The sequence below is a fragment of the Parasphingomonas halimpatiens genome (assembly GCF_036663795.1).
GTDB lineage: Bacteria > Pseudomonadota > Alphaproteobacteria > Sphingomonadales > Sphingomonadaceae > Sphingomonas.
In genome coordinates this window covers 108,953-122,803 of sequence record NZ_JAXOJP010000005.1, presented here as the reverse complement: position 1 = coordinate 122,803, position 13,851 = coordinate 108,953, and the positions used below count along the sequence as shown (strand labels likewise).

The following is a 13,851-nucleotide window of genomic DNA, read 5'->3' as shown; positions in this document are numbered from 1 at the left end:
GCCTAAATCAGCGCGTCCCATAGCAGCTTGCTGCCGACCGCGACCATCAGCACATAGATTGCGGTGTAGAAGCGTTCCGCCGGCACGCGTCGCACCAGCCACACGCCGGCCAGCGTCGATGCGATCGCCACCGGTATCAGCAGCGCCGAAATCGTCAGGTTGGCGCGGGTGAACTGGCCGAGCGCGATATAGGCCGGCACCTTGATCCAGTTGACCGCCGCGAAGAAGATCGCCGTCGTGCCGACCAGCACGTCGCGCGGCAGGCGGCGCGGCAATACCCAGAGCTGGAAGGGTGGCTGCCCGGCATGCGCGATCTGGCTGGTGAAACCCGACGCGATCCCGAACAGACTGCCGACCCAGCCCGGTGAGCGCGACACTTGGGGTACGCCGCCGCGCCGCTCGCCCCATAGCCGGTACAGCCCGAACAGGATCGACACCGCGCCGACCGCGCCGAGCACCGCGTCGGACGATACCGAGGCGGCGAAGAAATAGCCCAGCGCGATGCCCAGCACGGCCCCGGGCAGCATCCAGCCCAGCACATAACCGTCCCAGCTGCGCCGGAACGCCCATACCCCGACGACATCCTGCACGATCAGCACCGGCAGCAGAATCGCCGCCGCGCGCACCGGCGATATCGTCAGCGCGATCAGCGGCAGCGACAACGCGCCCATGCCGGCAAAGCCGCCCTTGGCGAGCCCGAGCATGATCACCGCGACGATTGCGGCGATCCAGAAGGCGGTCGAATCGATCAGCGCGCGGTCGTGTCGCCGCCGACCGGCGCGCGCACCCCGGCATGTCCGCGCCGCTTGAGTTCGGCCTTCAGCGCCTCGGGCTTGGGCGCCCACAGGAAACCGAAGCTGACATTGCCCTCGCGCGTTTCGACGACATGGTGCAGCCGGTGCGCCTGGATGATACGCTTCATATAGGGTGATCGTGGCAGATAGCGCGTCGCGACGCGGCGATGGACGATGACGTCATGAAAGCCGAAATAGATCGCGCCATAGGCGGCGATGCCGGCGCCGATCCAGGTATAGCCCGGCCACCAGCCAAGCTGCACCCCGCCGAGGATCAGCGTGATCGACGGCACTGCGAAGATTGCCGCATAAAGGTCGTTGAGCTCCCAATTGCCGGTGCGCGGGCGGTGGTGGCTCTCATGCAGGAACCAGCCGAACCCATGCATCATCCAGCGATGCGCGACATAGGCGAAGCCCTCCATCCCGATCACGGTGACGAGGAACAGGGCAAAACCGTTGAGCGGAGACATGCGCCCCATATAGGCCGCGCCGGGCAATAAGGGAGAGGGGTTTTGCGTATGTCATCCCCTCCCGCAACGGCGGTCGCGGACATATAAAGGGGCAATGCGCCGCTTCATCCCCCTCGCCGTCCTCGTCCTGCTCGCCGCCTGCTCGACCGCCGAAACCCTCACCCGGAACGGCCTCGTCAATGCCGGGATCGACCAGCGTACCGCCGGCTGTATGGCCAAGCGCATGGTCGACCGGCTGTCGCTGCTCCAGCTGCGTCGGATGGCCGGGCTGGGCAAGGCGGGCGACTCGCGCACCCTCGATCAGCTGCTCTACCGGCTGCGTTCGCTCCACGACCCGCAGATCGTCAGCGTCACCGCAACCTCGGCCGCTTTGTGCGTTGCCGGCCTTGCGGGCTGATCGCCTGGCCATGCCACCCCCTTCGCGGATGAGCGCGGGGGTGGATTCGCGGGGGAAGCTGTGCTTAGGACCGCGGCATCCCGATCCGCGAAAGGCATTTGGCGCCCCATGAACATTCACGAATATCAGGCCAAGGAATTGCTGGCCAAATTCGGCGTGCCCGTCCCTGCCGGTTTCGCCGCGATGAGCGTCGAGGAAGCCGTCGCCGCGTCGAAGCAGCTGCCCGGTCCGCTCTATGTCGTGAAGGCGCAGATCCACGCCGGTGGCCGCGGCAAGGGCAAGTTCAAGGAACTCGGCCCCGATGCCAAGGGGGGCGTCCGCCTCGCCCGCAGCGAGGATGAGGTCCGCGCCGCCGCTGCCGACATGCTCGGCAACACGCTCGTCACGGTGCAGACCGGTGAGCATGGCAAGCAGGTCAACCGCCTCTACGTCACCGACGGCGTCGACATCGCCAAGGAATTCTACCTCGCGCTGCTGGTCGATCGTGTTCACGGCCGTGTCGCGTTCGTCGTCTCGACCGAGGGCGGCATGGACATCGAAACCGTCGCGCACGATTCGCCGGAAAAGATCCAGACCTTCGACGTCGACCCCGCGACCGGCTTCATGCCGCATCACGGCCGCGCCGTCGCCAACGCGCTCGGCCTCAAGGGCGATCTCGCCAAGCAGGCCGCCAATGTCGCGTCGAAATTGTACGACGCGTTCATCGGCACCGACGCCGCGCAGATCGAGATCAACCCGCTCGCCGTGACGGATGACGGCAAGCTGCTGGTGCTCGACGCCAAGGTCGGCTTCGATACCAACGCGCTGTTCCGGCACAAGGACCTGATGGAACTGCGCGACGAGACCGAGGAGGATCCGTCCGAGCTCGAAGCGTCGAAATACGACCTCGCCTATATCAAGCTCGACGGCGATATCGGCTGCATGGTCAACGGCGCCGGACTCGCCATGGCGACGATGGACATCATCAAATTGAACGGCATGTTCCCGGCCAACTTCCTCGATGTCGGCGGCGGCGCCAACAAGGAGAAGGTGACGGCGGCGTTCAAGATCATTCTCGCCGATCCGGCGGTTAAGGGCATCCTCGTCAACATCTTCGGCGGCATCATGAAGTGCGACATCATCGCCGAGGGCATCGTCGCCGCGGCGAAGGAAGTGAACCTTTCGGTGCCGCTGGTCGTCCGCCTCGAGGGCACCAATGTCGAGGAGGGCAAGAAGATCCTGTCCACCTCGGGTCTCGCCATCGTTCCCGCCAACGATCTCGGCGACGCCGCGCGCAAGATCGTCGCGGAAGTCAAGAAAGCCGCCTGAACCTGCCTCCCCGGGAAGGTTTCGGACACAGGAGTGGATTGCAATGAAGGTGCTGGTCCCGGTCAAGCGTGTGCTTGACTATAACGTAAAGCCCCGCGTGAAGGCGGACGGGACGGGGGTCGATCTGGCCAACGTCAAGATGAGCATGAACCCGTTCGACGAGATCGCCGTCGAAGAGGCGATTCGCCTCAAGGATAAGGGCGTCACCGAGATCGTCGTCGTGTCGATCGGCGAGCAGAAGGCGCAGGAAACGCTGCGCACCGCGTTGGCGATGGGCGCCGACCGCGCAATCCTCGTCGTCTCGGAAGAGAAGGTCGAGCCGCTCGGCGTCGCCAAGCTGCTCGCCAGGATCGTAGAGGAAGAGAAGCCCGACCTGATCATCCTCGGCAAGCAGGCGATCGATGACGACAACAACCAGACCGGCCAGATGCTCGCCGGCCTGCTCGGCGTCGGCCAGGCGACCTTCGCGTCCAAGGTCGAGTTGACCGCCGACAGCGTTACCGTGACGCGCGAAGTCGATGGCGGCTCGGAGACCGAGAAGCTGTCGCTGCCGGCGGTGATCACCACCGATCTTCGTCTCAACGAGCCGCGCTATGCGTCGCTGCCCAACATCATGAAGGCCAAGTCCAAGCCGATGGCGCAGAAGACCCCGGCCGATTACGGCGTCGATGTCAGCCCGCGCCTCACCACCCTCAAGGTGATCGAGCCGGCCAAGCGCACCGCCGGCGTGAAGGTCGCGGATGTCGATGAACTGGTAGCCAAGCTCAAGGCGATGGGAGTCGCGAAATGAAGACGCTCGTCTGGGTCGAACATGACGGCAGTGCCGTCAAGGACGCCACGCTCGCCGTGGTCACCGCCGCGTCGCAGCTCGGCGAGGTCCATTTGCTGGTCGCAGGGCAAGGCGTCGATGGCGTTGCCGCCGAGGCCGTGAAGATCGCCGGCGTCGGCAAGGTCCATGTCGCCGACGATGCGGCCTATGCGCATGCGCTGGCTGAGAATGTCGCGCCGCTGATCGTCGATCTGATGGGGCATCACGATGCCGTGTTGTTCCCCGCCACTTCGAACGGCAAGAACATCGCACCGCGCGTCGCCGCGTTGCTCGATGTGATGCAGATCAGCGATATCCTGTCGGTCGAGAGCGCCGATACCTTCACCCGTCCGATCTATGCCGGCAACGCCATTGCCACGGTGCAGACCAGGGACGCGAAGAAGGTCATCACCGTGCGCGGTACCGCGTTCGAAAAGGCCGCCACAACGGGTGGTTCGGGCACGATCGAAAAGGTCGCGGCAACCGGCGACAAGGGCGTGTCGACCTATGTCGGGTCGGAAATCGCCAAGTCCGAGCGGCCGGAGCTGACCTCGGCCAAGATCATCGTCTCGGGCGGTCGCGCGCTGCAGAACAGCGAGAACTTCCATTCGATCATCGAGCCGCTCGCCGACAAGCTCGGCGCCGGCGTCGGCGCGAGCCGCGCCGCGGTCGATGCGGGTTATGTGCCGAACGACTATCAGGTCGGCCAGACCGGCAAGATCGTCGCGCCGGAAGTCTATATCGCGATCGGCATCTCGGGTGCGATCCAGCACCTCGCCGGCATGAAGGACTCCAAGACGATCATCGCGATCAACAAGGACGAGGACGCGCCGATCTTCCAGGTCGCCGACATCGGCCTGGTCGGCGACCTGTTCAAGATCGTGCCGGAATTGACCGGGAAGCTGTGACCCAATTCCCTCTCCCTCCGGGAGAGGGAGGGAGTCGCGCAGCGGCGGAAGGGTGAGGGCAGGCATGTCTCCCGACCAGCTGACGATCGAACATCACGGGGCGGCGCTCTATCCGGGCGCCGCCCTTTCGCTTCTCGAGGCTCTCGAGGCCGCTTTCGCCAGCCTACCCGCGGATCAGGCGGGCCTTCGCCTCCACGGCATTGCCGACCTTGCCAGGCTGCTCGACGCTGCCGGCCCTGTCGGCCGCCTCGCGGCCGAGCGCCAGCGACCGGCCGCCCGCCCGGTCCGCGCCATCCTGTTCGACAAGAGCGCTGCGACCAACTGGGCGCTCGGCTGGCATCAGGACCGCACCATCGCCGTCCGCAAGCGCATCGACACGCCAGGCTTCGGTCCATGGTCGGTCAAGGCCGGCGTCAAGCATGTCGAACCGCCCTTCGCGTTGCTCGAACGCATGCTGACGCTGCGCATCCATCTCGACGCGGTGCCCGCAGACAACGCCCCGCTGCTCATCGCGCCGGGCTCACACCTATTCGGCCGCATTCCCGAGTGCGACATCGCAGCGCGTGTCGCCGTGTGCGGTACCTTCGCGTGCACCGCCGATCGTGGCGACGTCTGGGTCTATGCCACACCCATCCTCCACGCCTCGGCGCGCGCCGCGCGCCCGGGCCATCGTCGCGTGCTGCAGGTCGATTATGCCGCGGACGATCTGCCCGGTGACCTCGCATGGCTGGGCGTCTGATGGGGGCGATGTCGGCGCGTCGTTGCCGGTGACGCGGCGCGAAGCGAACGCGACCCGGCAGCGCATCATTGCGCTTGCCCCTTCATCAATCCGCCGCGTCCCGCTATCCTTGCGCCTCGACGATGAGGGACAAGCCAATGCGCTACGACATTTCAGGCACGGTGATGCAGACGGTGTCGATCGATCTCGCGCGCGGCGAGACGGTCTATGCCCAGACCCACGCCATGGCGTGGATGACCGACGGCATCGAGATGGACACCCACACCGGCGGCGGGCTGTTCGCCGGCTTGAAGCGCGCGATGAGCGGCGGCAGCCTGTTCATCACCGAATATAGCGCCCAGACCGAGGGCAATGTCGCCTTCGCGCCGCGCTTTCCCGGGCAGATCCTCGCCGTGCCGCTGGCCAGCGGCCAGTCGCTGATCTGCCGCAAGGAAACCTTCCTCGTCGCCGAAAAGTCGATCACGCTGGAGATCGCGCTGCAGCAGCGGCTCGGCGCGGGCTTCTTCGCCGGTGAGGGCTTCATCCTGCAACGCGTCACCGGCCCCGGAACGGTGTTCCTCGACCTGTCGGGCGAAGTGATCGAAAAGACGTTGCGCCCGGGCGAGCGGCTGCGCGTCCATGCCGGCCATATCGGCATGCAGGAACCCAGCGTGTCGACCGACATCCAGATGGTGCGCGGTTTTCGCAACATGCTGTTCGGCGGCGAAGGGCTGTTCCTCGCCACGCTCACCGGCCCGGGCAAGGTCTGGCTGCAGTCGATGCCGATCCTCAACCTCGCCGAGGAAATCGCCCGCCATTTGCCCTCCGACGAAGGCGGTCGCGGCCCGAGCGTCGGCTCGCTGGTCGGCGGCGGCGCGGCAGGCGCGGTGCTAGGCGGTTTGCTGGGTGGGGTGCTCGGCAACGAGTGACTTATCCTCCCTCCCGCAAGCGGGAGGGGAGAAGGTCAGCCCGCCGCGATCTGCACGATCGCGTCGATCTCCACCGCCGCGCCGAGCGGCAGCACCGCGACGCCGACCGCGCTGCGGGCATGCTTGCCGGCGTCGCCGAACAGCGCGACCATCAGGTCCGACGCGCCATTGGCGACCTTGGGCTGGTCGGTGAAGTCGATGGTCGAATTGACGAACACGCCGAGCTTGACGATCCGTGCGACGCGGTGGAGCCCGCCGAGCGCCGCCTTGGTCTGCGCCACCAGCATCAGCGCGCAGCGCTGCGCCGCTTCGGTACCATAGGCCAGGTCGCGATCCTCGCCGAGCCGCCCGGTCATCACCGCGCCGTCCTTGAACGGCAGCTGGCCGGAAATGTGCAGCAACCCACCGGCTTCGACCGCCGGCACATAGGAAGCGACCGGCGCGGCCGGCGCGGGGAGGGCGAGGCCGAGCTCGGCCAGCTTGCGATCGATACGGTCGGTCATGTTCTGCCTCTTGGTCTGTCGGTGATGATGATCAGGTCGTCGCGGGGAGGCCGGCGGCAAAGCGCGCCGCGATCCAGGCCTCCGCTTCGTGCCAGTCGTCGATCCGCACATGCGCCGCGGGCGCCTTGGGGACGTGCGGGGCGAGCGACGGTTCGGAGATCATGTGCAGTCGGTGAACCCCCGGCGCATGTCGCGACACCGAATCATGATGCACCGCGAGATCGTCGACGAACAACGTTATCGGATTGCCATGCTCGGCGACCAGCCGTGCCACCGGGTCGCCCTTGCCGCCCTGGTTGGTCTCGACGCGATAATCCATGCCATGGCCGAGCAGCTGCGCGATGCGTGGCTGGCGGTTGGCGTCGCCGAGATTGGTCAGGATCACGATATCGGCGGTCTCGCCCAGCGCGGACAATGCCTCGCGGGCATGCGGCACCAATGTCTGGCGCTCCATCTCGGCGGGGAAGAACTGTTCGAGCAATCCCCACATCTCCTCACGGCTCGGCGGCGCCCCACCGTCGCGGCGTTTCATGCTCGTCGCGAAGTCGCCGCCATTGGGGGTGAAGTCGATATCATGCGATTCGCGCAGCCACACGCCGAAATGCCGCACCATGTGGAGCAACACCTCGTCGCAATCGCAGATCAGCAGCGGCCTCATGCGTCGTCACCTGCGTCGAGCCCGGCATGCGCCGCGACGATCGCCGCCGGCGCGACGCCCAGCTCGGCCGCGCAGGCGATCAAATCGGGCTCGTGCGCCTCGAGAAAGGCCAGCGCGGCCGCCAGCACCGCCGGGTCACCGGCGCGCGCGCGCAGGTCGGCCGGGGTCAGGCCGGTCACGTCGAGCAGCCGCGTCGCGCGCACCGGCTCGGCCAGCGTCCACACCAGCGCGCGCAGCGCGAGCGCCTGGGGATCGTCATTTGTCTCGGAGACGCGCATTGCCTATCACTGACTCGAACTGGCGGAAGGGACGTAAGGGGCGTGGCAAAAAGGGTGCTCGTTGTCGAGGACAACGAACTCAACCTCAAGCTGTTCTGCGATCTGCTGCGTGCGCATGAGTTCGTCACCGAGGGGGTGCGCGACGGGCGCGAGGCGGTCGCGCGGGCGCGCGCCTTCATGCCCGATCTGATCATCACCGACATCCAGCTGCCGCACGTCACCGGCTACGAACTGATCGAACAGTTCAAGGCGGACCCCGCTCTGGGCGCGATTCCGATCATGGCGGTCACCGCCTATGCCGGGCGTGAGGACGAGGAACGCATCCGCGCGGTCGGCGCCGACGCCTATGTCTCCAAGCCGATCTCGCTGGCACGCTTCGTCGATGCGGTCATGGCGCTGCTGTAGCGGCTGGCCCGCACTATTCGTCTGAAAGAGAAGAAAATTTGTTCACGCGGAGGCGCGGAGAGGTCGCGCTCGTCGCTTCGTTCCGCGTCAGCAATTCCTGTCCACGTCAGTTCGGAGCATATCCCATGTTGTTGCGCAGCCGGTTGCCCCGCGCGGAACACCTCCGCGCCTCCGCGCCTCCGCGCGAACAAATTCTTCTTTCTCTTCCTCAGACCGACGCCACGCGCAGCACATACGAGAAAAGCCGCGAGGCTTGCGCCTGCGGCTCTCGATCCCTGCGACGGGATGATCGACGGGTGGCGACGCCGCCCGCAGGATCACTTGATCTTGGTTTCCTTGAACTCGACATGCTTGCGCACGACGGGATCGTACTTCTTGAAGCTGAGCTTCTCGGTCTTGGTACGCGGGTTCTTCTTGGTCACGTAGAAGAAGCCGGTGTCGGCCGAGCTGAGGAGCTTGATCTTGACGGTGGTCGGCTTTGCCATGACCCTGAATTCCCGAATCGATTGAAAAAGTAAAAGCGGCGGCAAAGCGCCACCGCTCTTCAAGCGCCGCCCGATGGCCCAGAGTCGCTACAATGTCAACCGCGCGGGCTGTTATCGGGCTACCGCCCCGCCGGCCCGTCGCCGCGGATCGCGGGGAAGCGGGGCGCGCGCGACGCGGTCGATATCGCCCTCAGGTCGATGCTCCGGCGATATGGCCACCGCTACCATTGGCGGCCTTGGCTGGCGCGACCTCCTCGATGGCGTCGACATCCGGCTCCGCCTCGGGCAGCGATGCTCCCGCCGCGCCACTGCCCGCGAGCATGCCGTTGATCGATCCCCCCGACATGCCGAGTTCGGCCAGCAATCCGTCGATCAGCGGGCCGCCGACGCGGTAACGCAGCGCGGCGGCAACCGCCGCGTCGGCGAGGTTGGTCTGGCCGCCGCCATTGCCCGCTTCCGCGCCGCCGGCATTGCCGTGAAGGCCGCGCGCATCGACGATGCTGATCTTGTCGATATTCTCCATCGGCTTGCTTGCCGCCGCAATGATCGCCGGCAGCGCCTCGAGGATCGCCCGGCGTACCAGCAGCGACGTCTGCGCATCGCTGAGAATATTGGTCGCCTCGTTGAGCGACGCCTGTCCGGCGGCATCGACGCGGAAGGCGGCTTCACGGCCCTCGGCGCGGGCCTTCTCGGCATCGGCCTCGGCGGTCGCTTCGGTGCGCAAGGCACTGGCGCGCGCTTCCGCTGCCTCCTTCTCGGCGGTCGCCGCGACGGTGATGCCGACCGCCTCCTCCTGCGCCCGCTGCGTGGCAGCGATGACCGCGACATACTTGTTGCGGTTGGCGATTTCCGTCGCCTTGGCGGTGGCGACGCTTTCCTCGGCGCGGACGGCCAGTGCGCGCGCCTCGTTGGCGGCGGCGGTCGCGGTCGATTCCTCTTCGGATTTCTGCGCAGTCTGCACCGCGGTGGTGATCCGCGCGATCTCGATCGTCCGGTCGCGTTCGATCGTCGCGGTCTGGATCGCACCGTCGCGCGCGATCGTCGCGGTCTGGATGATCTTGTCGGCCTCGGTCTGTGCCACCGTCTGCGCCTGGCTGGCGGTGATGCGGGCGATCTCGGCGAGACGGGTCTGCTCGGCCTCGGCGGTGGCGATCGCGGTTGCCTGCTCCGCGCGGCGCGCGGCGAGCGTCTGTTCCTGGGTCAGCCGCGCCTGCTCAGCGGCCTGGGCGATTTCGAGCGACTGGTTGTTCGCCTCGAGGTTGCGCTGTTCGATCTCGACGCGGTTGGTCGCGACGATGTCGTTGCGGATCTTCTTGCGCTCCTCGATCGTGCGCGTGAGCACGGTCAGCCCCTCGGCATCGAAGGCGTTGTTCTCGTTGAAATGCTCGAACGCGGTCTGGTCGAAATGCGTGATGCTGACTGATTCGAGCTGGAAGCCGTTCATGTCGAGGTCGGTCATCAGCGCTTCCTGCACCTTTTGGATGAAGTCGGCGCGGTTGGCGTGGAGATGCTCCATCGTCATCGTCGCCGCGACCGAGCGCAGCGCCGACACCAGCTTGCCGTCGAGCAGCGACTTCACGGCATCGGGGCTGTTGACCGATTCACCCAGCGTTTGCGCGGCGGCGGCGATCGATTCGGCGTCGGGCTTCACCTTGATGTGGAACAGGCCGACGACGTCGACGCGCAACTTATCGAGCGTGATCAGCGCATCCTTGTTTAGCCGCGACACTTCCAGCTTCACCGTCGTCAGGCGCACCTGCATCAGTTCGTGGAGTACGGGGATCACCATGATGCCGCCGTTGAGCACGACCTTCTCGCCGCCAAAGCCGGTGCGGATCAGCGCGACGTCCTTGGTCGCGCGGCGGTACAGTCGCGTCAGGATGATGCCGATCACGACCAGCGCGATCAGGATGATGCCTGCGTAGATCAGGATGTTGAGCAGCGATGCAGGCACGAAAACCTCCCCGGTTGAAGCACGTCGATAGGTATCAGATCGCTTGAAGAAGGACATTCCTGTCGGGCAGCGCGAAGAACAAGCTGCCTTCGCGCCGGACGATCAGCGCCGTTTCGCCCGACGCGATGGCATCGGCATTGTCGTGCGGCTCGACCATGATGAAATGGGCCTGGCCATGTTGGTCGACGACCTTGGCGCGCGCCGGCGCGCCACGCCGCGCCGTGCCCTCGAGGATCGTACCGTGCAGCCGCAGCAGGTCGTCGGTGGAGATCGCCGTCGTCTCGAAACCCGGCATGATCCGCGCAAGCCCTCTGGCTGACACGGTGTTGAGCAGTGCGCCGACAACGACCGCGCCGCCCGTTGCCAACCCCCAGCCGAGCGGTGTGCCGGTGAAGGCGGTCGCGCCCTGCTGGATCGCGACGCCGCTGAGCGTGAAGCAGCCGAGCAACGAGGTCAGCCAGATCAGGATCGGCAGCTCGCCGCCCAGGCCGAGCCAGTCGAGCACGCCGTCATGGACGTCCGCGCCATCGGCATGCAGGTCGAGATGACCAAGCCCGAGGCCGATCGCCTCGATCAACCCGATGCCGACCATCACGACGAACGCGATGGCGAACGGCAGATAGGGGATGGTCAAAAATTGCGCGAACATGCGCCTGCTTATCATGCAGTTGCAGCCATGTCAGGCCCGGCCGCGCCGCGACCGGTTCAAGGTCCGGATCGAAGGCGTCGGGCAACGGACAAAGGAAAACCGACGGCGAGTGGCAGCGCCGACCGGCGTGGATCAGACCGTCGTCGCCACGGGCTGCCGGCCGATCGCCGCCAGCAGGATTTCGTACGCGCGGTCGACGATTTCGTCGATCGATGGCGTCTTGGCGAACATCGCGAGCGCTTGCTCCCGCAGATGCGCGCGGGTCGGCATTTGCGGCAGATGCTCGAAGCACGCCGCGAGTTGCTCCGCGGTCCGCGCGATGATGCGCACGCCGAGCTGGTGTTCGCCGCGCACCACGCCCGCCGGCGGCGGCTTGAGTTTGCTGACGATGCGGGCCGCGGCCAGCAGCTTGAGCAGATAATAGGTCGCGTCGACCTCCCACCAGCGAAAGCCCTGCCGCGCGCTGCTGGGATAGGCATGGTGATTATTGTGCCAGCCCTCGCCCATCGTGAAGATCGCCAGCGGCAGGTTGTTGCGCGAACCGTCACCCGTCACATAGCGCTTGCTGCCGCGCACATGCGCCAGCGAATTGATGCAGAAGGTCGCGTGATAGACCAGCACCGTGCTCCACAGGAAACCGACCACCAGCCCCGACCATCCGGCGATCAGCAGGCACAATAAGGCCATGATCACCGCCGGCGCGAGTTCGAAGCGGTTGAGCAGGCGCAGCTCGGGATAACGCGCGAAATCGGGAATCCTGGCGGGATCGAAGCTGTCATGGCTCCGCGCGAAGATCCACCCGACATGGCTGTAGACGAACCCGCGATGCAGCGGCGAGTGGACGTCCTCGGCGGTGTCCGAATGCAGATGATGGTGGCGATGCTTCGCCGCCCACCACAACACGCTGCGCTGCGCGCTGCTCTGCGCGATGAAGGCGAGCACGAACTGGAACCAGCGGCTGGTGGCAAAGGCGCGGTGCGAGAAATAGCGGTGATAGCCGGCCGTGACGCCGAACATGCGCAGCCAGTACAGCCCGATGCATAGTGCCAGCGCGGGCCAGGTGACGCCCGTCCATAGCGCCGCCAGGCATCCGATATGAACGAGAAGGAACGGGGCTATCGAGGGATAGGAGATGTCGCCGGTGGCGACGCTGCGGTCTTGGGCCATGTCCTCTCTTAATATGAACGGCGCCGCGACCGGTCAACCGAAGCGCCAGGTAAATTGCGCGCGCACCCCCCACAGGGCGCGCGCCGGGCGATGCGATGAAGCGCAATGCCAGCGCCGCGATCTACCGGCACCTCGCAAAACTAATTCACATAGAAACGATAGAAATTTACGTTATACATAAATTAATGGAGAAAAGAGATGAGGCGCCCCTTTTCTGATTCGGCTCCTCGGATGGCGCCGCCGCCGCTGGGCCGGATCCAGCGGCCGATCGTCGCGGCCGTCACCGCGATCGCCGCCCTGTTCGCTTTCGTCAGTGTCTCGCACGCCGACGCGCTTGGCGCGGGCCAGGCCAGCGCACTGCACATCCTGCTGCGCGCCGGCGATGGCAATGTCAGCTTCACGATCGACTGGAAGGAATGACGATGACGACGACAGTTTCGACAACGCAAGAGGTGCAAAGGGACAGCGCAACGCTCAAGCGGCTGTTCGGCTGGCTCTTTGGTATCGGTGCGTTCCTGATCTTTTCCGAGATCGCCTATATGCCACTCAAGGCCGTTTTCCTGACCGTCGGCACCGATGCCGGCCGTGGTGCGGTCGACGATCTGGCGGAGACGATACTGGCTGCCTTGCCGGCGCTGGCGCTGCTCGGCGCCGTGTGGCAGGCGCGCCGCGTGTTCAGCGGCTTTGCCGGCGGCGAAATTCTCTCGGCCGAGGCGGGCAAGGCGTTGACCCGCTTGGGTGACTGGCTGGTCGCCAGCACGGTGCTGAGCATCTTCTTCGGTCCGGCCGGCGGTCGCGCTGATATCGTCTTCGGCCAGAGTCTCAGCACGACCATCATGCTGGGCTGCGTGGGGCTGGCGATTCGCCTCATCGGTCGCGTCGTCGAGATGGCCGCGGCGATCAAGTCCGACCATGATCAGATCGTCTAGGCCATGCCGATCATCGTCACCCTCGACGTGATGCTAGCGCGCCGCAAGATGCGGGCCAAGGAGCTCGCGCAGCGTATCGACATGAGCGAAACCAACCTGTCGCTGCTCCGCTCGGGCAAGGTCAAGGGCGTGCGCTTCGATACGCTGGAAAAGCTTTGCCACGAGCTCGACTGCCGCCCGGGGGATTTGCTCGATTTCGAACCGGAACCTGCCGCGTCGTCGCGTGAAGTTTGATCGCCTGTGCGGTCCCGCCCGTCGTCACCCGACAACCGAGCGGGCACCCCGCATCGGTCGACAGGCGGGGGCTGGGGTATGACGCACTCGCAATCGGCGGTGCGGGTACTGGCCGAATTGTCCGCGCGGGTCTGCACGATCGGTGCCCGCACCCAGCGCGACGCCGCCGGCAATATCGCGCTGGAAATCGAAGCGATTCGCCCCGCCAATGTCGTCCATCGGACTGCCACCCTCTCGCGCGACGCTCGCCATTGAAC

20 protein-coding genes are annotated in these 13,851 nt (G+C 66.0%); 11 read left to right on the top strand and 9 right to left on the bottom strand.

Going from position 1 to position 13,851, the window contains the following annotated elements:
- Positions 1-2 precede the first annotated feature (2 nt).
- Both U1839_RS07330 and U1839_RS07325 read right to left on the bottom strand, forming a co-directional pair.
- Positions 3-710: a sulfite exporter TauE/SafE family protein gene (locus U1839_RS07330; RefSeq protein WP_332803010.1), complete on the bottom strand. Its 708-nt coding sequence runs from the start codon at positions 708-710 to the stop codon at positions 3-5.
- Positions 711-748: 38 nt separating this feature from the next.
- A complete protein-coding gene (locus U1839_RS07325; RefSeq protein WP_332803009.1) occupies positions 749-1,264 on the bottom strand; it encodes a sterol desaturase family protein in 516 nt (171 codons plus the stop codon).
- A 94-nt stretch (positions 1,265-1,358) separates the two neighbouring features.
- On the opposite strand from U1839_RS07325, the gene U1839_RS07320 reads away from it, so the two are divergent.
- The 6 genes from U1839_RS07320 (at position 1,359) to U1839_RS07295 (ending at position 6,332) form a co-directional block, all read left to right on the top strand.
- Complete coding sequence (locus tag U1839_RS07320; protein ID WP_332803008.1) at positions 1,359-1,661, top strand: hypothetical protein; 303 nt, start codon at positions 1,359-1,361, stop codon at positions 1,659-1,661.
- Positions 1,662-1,769: 108 nt separating this feature from the next.
- Positions 1,770-2,969, top strand: a complete 1,200-nt coding sequence (gene sucC, locus U1839_RS07315; protein WP_332803007.1) for an ADP-forming succinate--CoA ligase subunit beta — start codon at positions 1,770-1,772, stop codon at positions 2,967-2,969.
- Positions 2,970-3,012: 43 nt separating this feature from the next.
- Positions 3,013-3,759, top strand: coding sequence for an electron transfer flavoprotein subunit beta/FixA family protein (locus U1839_RS07310; RefSeq protein WP_332803006.1), 747 nt, complete (start codon positions 3,013-3,015; stop codon positions 3,757-3,759).
- The gene (locus tag U1839_RS07305; RefSeq protein WP_332803005.1) at positions 3,756-4,685 is read left to right on the top strand and encodes an electron transfer flavoprotein subunit alpha/FixB family protein; all 930 of its coding nucleotides are present in this window, start codon (positions 3,756-3,758) and stop codon (positions 4,683-4,685) included. Before U1839_RS07310 ends, U1839_RS07305 begins: the two co-directional genes overlap by 4 nt.
- Before the next feature lie 64 nt (positions 4,686-4,749).
- Positions 4,750-5,424 carry a phytanoyl-CoA dioxygenase family protein gene (locus U1839_RS07300; protein WP_332803004.1) on the top strand — a complete coding sequence of 225 codons (675 nt, stop codon included), beginning with the start codon at positions 4,750-4,752 and terminating at the stop codon, positions 5,422-5,424.
- 122 nt (positions 5,425-5,546) lie between these two features.
- Positions 5,547-6,332 (top strand): TIGR00266 family protein, encoded by a 786-nt coding sequence (locus U1839_RS07295; RefSeq protein WP_332803003.1) that lies wholly within the window; start codon positions 5,547-5,549, stop codon positions 6,330-6,332.
- Between the two features lie 35 nt (positions 6,333-6,367).
- Here U1839_RS07295 and U1839_RS07290 read toward each other — a convergent pair whose 3' ends face one another.
- Genes U1839_RS07290 through U1839_RS07280 form a run of 3 tightly spaced genes read right to left on the bottom strand, consistent with a single transcriptional unit; the run spans position 6,368 to position 7,771 of the window.
- Positions 6,368-6,835, bottom strand: coding sequence for a RidA family protein (locus U1839_RS07290; protein ID WP_332803002.1), 468 nt, complete (start codon positions 6,833-6,835; stop codon positions 6,368-6,370).
- 31 nt (positions 6,836-6,866) lie between these two features.
- On the bottom strand, positions 6,867-7,493 hold the full coding sequence (locus U1839_RS07285) for an HAD family hydrolase (protein ID WP_332803001.1): 627 nt from the start codon (positions 7,491-7,493) through the stop codon (positions 6,867-6,869).
- Positions 7,490-7,771: a DUF3572 family protein gene (locus U1839_RS07280; protein WP_332803000.1), complete on the bottom strand. Its 282-nt coding sequence runs from the start codon at positions 7,769-7,771 to the stop codon at positions 7,490-7,492. The genes U1839_RS07285 and U1839_RS07280 overlap by 4 nt, the downstream gene beginning before the upstream one ends.
- A 42-nt stretch (positions 7,772-7,813) precedes the next feature.
- On the opposite strand from U1839_RS07280, the gene U1839_RS07275 reads away from it, so the two are divergent.
- Complete coding sequence (locus U1839_RS07275) at positions 7,814-8,176, top strand: response regulator (RefSeq protein ID WP_332802999.1); 363 nt, start codon at positions 7,814-7,816, stop codon at positions 8,174-8,176.
- Positions 8,177-8,493: 317 nt separating this feature from the next.
- Here the strand turns inward: U1839_RS07275 and rpmG are convergent, their stop codons facing one another.
- The 4 genes from rpmG to U1839_RS07255 all read right to left on the bottom strand — a co-directional run bounded on the left by rpmG (position 8,494) and on the right by U1839_RS07255 (position 12,431).
- Complete coding sequence (gene rpmG, locus U1839_RS07270; RefSeq protein WP_034157855.1) at positions 8,494-8,661, bottom strand: 50S ribosomal protein L33; 168 nt, start codon at positions 8,659-8,661, stop codon at positions 8,494-8,496.
- 190 nt (positions 8,662-8,851) lie between these two features.
- Positions 8,852-10,615 carry a flotillin family protein gene (locus U1839_RS07265; RefSeq protein WP_332802998.1) on the bottom strand — a complete coding sequence of 588 codons (1,764 nt, stop codon included), beginning with the start codon at positions 10,613-10,615 and terminating at the stop codon, positions 8,852-8,854.
- Between the two features lie 34 nt (positions 10,616-10,649).
- Positions 10,650-11,264, bottom strand: coding sequence for an OB-fold-containig protein (locus U1839_RS07260; protein ID WP_332802997.1), 615 nt, complete (start codon positions 11,262-11,264; stop codon positions 10,650-10,652).
- 132 nt (positions 11,265-11,396) lie between these two features.
- Positions 11,397-12,431: an acyl-CoA desaturase gene (locus tag U1839_RS07255; RefSeq protein WP_332802996.1), complete on the bottom strand. Its 1,035-nt coding sequence runs from the start codon at positions 12,429-12,431 to the stop codon at positions 11,397-11,399.
- Between the two features lie 231 nt (positions 12,432-12,662).
- On the opposite strand from U1839_RS07255, the gene U1839_RS07250 reads away from it, so the two are divergent.
- The 4 genes from U1839_RS07250 to U1839_RS07235 all read left to right on the top strand — a co-directional run bounded on the left by U1839_RS07250 (position 12,663) and on the right by U1839_RS07235 (position 13,849).
- Complete coding sequence (locus tag U1839_RS07250) at positions 12,663-12,851, top strand: hypothetical protein (protein ID WP_332802995.1); 189 nt, start codon at positions 12,663-12,665, stop codon at positions 12,849-12,851.
- Between the two features lie 2 nt (positions 12,852-12,853).
- Complete coding sequence (locus U1839_RS07245; RefSeq protein ID WP_332802994.1) at positions 12,854-13,360, top strand: hypothetical protein; 507 nt, start codon at positions 12,854-12,856, stop codon at positions 13,358-13,360.
- A 3-nt stretch (positions 13,361-13,363) separates the two neighbouring features.
- Positions 13,364-13,594, top strand: coding sequence for a helix-turn-helix domain-containing protein (locus tag U1839_RS07240; protein ID WP_332802993.1), 231 nt, complete (start codon positions 13,364-13,366; stop codon positions 13,592-13,594).
- A gap of 78 nt (positions 13,595-13,672) precedes the next feature.
- Positions 13,673-13,849 carry a hypothetical protein gene (locus tag U1839_RS07235; protein ID WP_332802992.1) on the top strand — a complete coding sequence of 59 codons (177 nt, stop codon included), beginning with the start codon at positions 13,673-13,675 and terminating at the stop codon, positions 13,847-13,849.
- Positions 13,850-13,851: the final 2 nt, after the last annotated feature.

What these genes read in the sequence shown, in the direction of transcription:
- U1839_RS07325 (WP_332803009.1), bottom strand. Translation starts at nt 1,264, where the DNA reads ATGTCTCCGCTCAACGGTTTTGCCCTGTTCCTCGTCACCGTGATCGGG.
- U1839_RS07320 (WP_332803008.1), top strand. Translation starts at nt 1,359, where the DNA reads ATGCGCCGCTTCATCCCCCTCGCCGTCCTCGTCCTGCTCGCCGCCTGC.
- sucC (WP_332803007.1), top strand. Translation starts at nt 1,770, where the DNA reads ATGAACATTCACGAATATCAGGCCAAGGAATTGCTGGCCAAATTCGGC.
- U1839_RS07310 (WP_332803006.1), top strand. Translation starts at nt 3,013, where the DNA reads ATGAAGGTGCTGGTCCCGGTCAAGCGTGTGCTTGACTATAACGTAAAG.
- U1839_RS07305 (WP_332803005.1), top strand. Translation starts at nt 3,756, where the DNA reads ATGAAGACGCTCGTCTGGGTCGAACATGACGGCAGTGCCGTCAAGGAC.
- U1839_RS07300 (WP_332803004.1), top strand. Translation starts at nt 4,750, where the DNA reads ATGTCTCCCGACCAGCTGACGATCGAACATCACGGGGCGGCGCTCTAT.
- U1839_RS07295 (WP_332803003.1), top strand. Translation starts at nt 5,547, where the DNA reads ATGAGGGACAAGCCAATGCGCTACGACATTTCAGGCACGGTGATGCAG.
- U1839_RS07290 (WP_332803002.1), bottom strand. Translation starts at nt 6,835, where the DNA reads ATGACCGACCGTATCGATCGCAAGCTGGCCGAGCTCGGCCTCGCCCTC.
- U1839_RS07285 (WP_332803001.1), bottom strand. Translation starts at nt 7,493, where the DNA reads ATGAGGCCGCTGCTGATCTGCGATTGCGACGAGGTGTTGCTCCACATG.
- U1839_RS07280 (WP_332803000.1), bottom strand. Translation starts at nt 7,771, where the DNA reads ATGCGCGTCTCCGAGACAAATGACGATCCCCAGGCGCTCGCGCTGCGC.
- rpmG (WP_034157855.1), bottom strand. Translation starts at nt 8,661, where the DNA reads ATGGCAAAGCCGACCACCGTCAAGATCAAGCTCCTCAGCTCGGCCGAC.
- U1839_RS07260 (WP_332802997.1), bottom strand. Translation starts at nt 11,264, where the DNA reads ATGTTCGCGCAATTTTTGACCATCCCCTATCTGCCGTTCGCCATCGCG.
- U1839_RS07255 (WP_332802996.1), bottom strand. Translation starts at nt 12,431, where the DNA reads ATGGCCCAAGACCGCAGCGTCGCCACCGGCGACATCTCCTATCCCTCG.
- U1839_RS07250 (WP_332802995.1), top strand. Translation starts at nt 12,663, where the DNA reads ATGGCGCCGCCGCCGCTGGGCCGGATCCAGCGGCCGATCGTCGCGGCC.
- U1839_RS07245 (WP_332802994.1), top strand. Translation starts at nt 12,854, where the DNA reads ATGACGACGACAGTTTCGACAACGCAAGAGGTGCAAAGGGACAGCGCA.
- U1839_RS07240 (WP_332802993.1), top strand. Translation starts at nt 13,364, where the DNA reads ATGCCGATCATCGTCACCCTCGACGTGATGCTAGCGCGCCGCAAGATG.
- U1839_RS07235 (WP_332802992.1), top strand. Translation starts at nt 13,673, where the DNA reads ATGACGCACTCGCAATCGGCGGTGCGGGTACTGGCCGAATTGTCCGCG.